We start from the raw sequence: 1890 nt of genomic DNA, 5'->3' as shown, positions 1-1890 counted from the left end.
ACTCTGGGCTCCATTTATCCATCTCTTGGATATAGCCCTCATCATCAACTTCAATTTTTTCTCCTTTAAATTCAATAAATGGCATAATTCACCTCCTTTTTTTTATAATACCATATCAATTATAATACCATATCAATATATCCACAGGGACAAACCTCTGCACACTTCTTACATCCATCACATAGCTCCATTGCTATCTTAAATGGTTTACCAGGAGCTGGATCAGGGATTTTTTTGAAAGCCTGTGGAGTACAATATAAATAGCAATTTTCACATACAAAGCATAAACCGCAACTCATGCATCTTTTTGTTTCATATAAGAATTCATCAAAGGTTAAACCAATTAAATAGGGTTCGAAATCCTTTATTCTCTCTGCAGGGTCTCTATATCTTCTTTTTTTCTGCTCCTTCTTTTCAAAAAAATCTAAATACATATCCTTAGATTCAATTACTCTTCTATCATCAGGTTTCATAAAATTTTGACCTGTTAGTTTAAACATAATTTTATCAGCTGCAAGAATGCCATGACTATTTGCTACTGTTACGAGCATATTTTCAGGACCTATTAAATCACCGCCTACCAATATATTATCATCTACAAATAGGTCATTATGCTCTACAAACCCTTCTTTGTTTAGTTTTAAAATATTTTCAAATAGTGAAAGATCAGGTTTTTGACCAACTGAATATACCAACGTATCTGCCTCTACAAAAAATGGATCCTCATCTTCAATTATGTGATATTTCTTTGCATGCCCTCTCTCATCAATCTCATCAACAACTATCTTTCTAAAGTAAACACCCTTTAACTTGCCATCTTCTTCCTTTATTTCAACAGGAATTGTTGCAAATTGAAATGTAATATCTTCTTCATAAGCCTCTAAAGCTTCTCTTGAAGCAGTTTTTTTAAATGAATCATAGTCAGGTATTGTTCTTCTATATGCAAAAACAACCTCTGCGCCTAATCTTCTGCATATCATAGCTACATCAGCTGCAGTATCTGCCCCAATTACTATTACTTTATTACCAACCTCAATCTTTTCGCCTTTTGCAAACCTATCTAAAAACTCTATCCCTGAATATATTCCTTTTAACTTGTCTATATTCTCTAGCCTTGGTCTATCAATTTTATAAGCTCCTGTTGCCAAATATATTGCATCAAAATTAGACTTTAACTCATCAATTGATATATCCTTTCCAACGCATGTATTATTCTTTACGTCAATCCCTAAATCTATAATCCTTTGAATTTCATTTTCTACTACCTTCTTGGGAAGGCGAAAATTTGGAATTCCATAGTAGAGGAGTCCTCCTAATTTCTCACTTTTCTCATAAATTGTAACATTGAAACCCTGCCTTGATAGCTGATATGCTGCAGATAAACCAGAAGGACCACCACCAACAACAGCAACCCTTTTATTTGCACCTATATCACTAACTTTTTTGAGCTTTAACTTTTTATCTAAAGCATAATCACCAATAAACATCTCACAGGCATTAATGTTAATTGGTTCGTCCACATCCTTTCTATTGCACGTTTCTTCACATCCATGGGGACAAACCCTACCAGTTGTTGCAGGCATCGGATTTGTTTCAGTTACAATATCAAAAGCTACCTCCATTGATTCTTCTATTGTTCTATTATATTTCTCACTAGTTGCTATATACTGCAAATATTCCCTCACTCTTACTGCACTGGGACATTTCCCTGTACAAGGAGGTCTTTTTTCAACATATTTTGGCCTATAAGGGGACTGCTCAATCTTAGCCCCTGCCGCAACACCCATTGACAAAGGTTTTTTCTTTTTTTTAACAACCTTCTTTTTTACTACAGCCAATGTTATATCCTCCTTTTACGTATTTTCTCTATCCTCAGGTATAGTTAAAAAT

1 protein-coding gene is annotated in these 1890 nt (G+C 34.2%); it reads right to left on the bottom strand.

Annotated features, from left to right (window positions below):
• Window positions 1-119: 119 nt before the first annotated feature.
• Window positions 120-1838, bottom strand: coding sequence for an FAD-dependent oxidoreductase (locus tag SVN78_10765; GenBank protein MDY6822087.1), 1719 nt, complete (start codon window positions 1836-1838; stop codon window positions 120-122).
• Window positions 1839-1890: the final 52 nt, after the last annotated feature.

The organism is Deferribacterota bacterium (assembly GCA_034189185.1).
Classification (GTDB): domain Bacteria; phylum Chrysiogenota; class Deferribacteres; order Deferribacterales; family UBA228; genus UBA228.
Note: the sequence above shows the minus strand (reverse complement) of the source record. Positions and strands in the feature narration are given on the sequence as shown.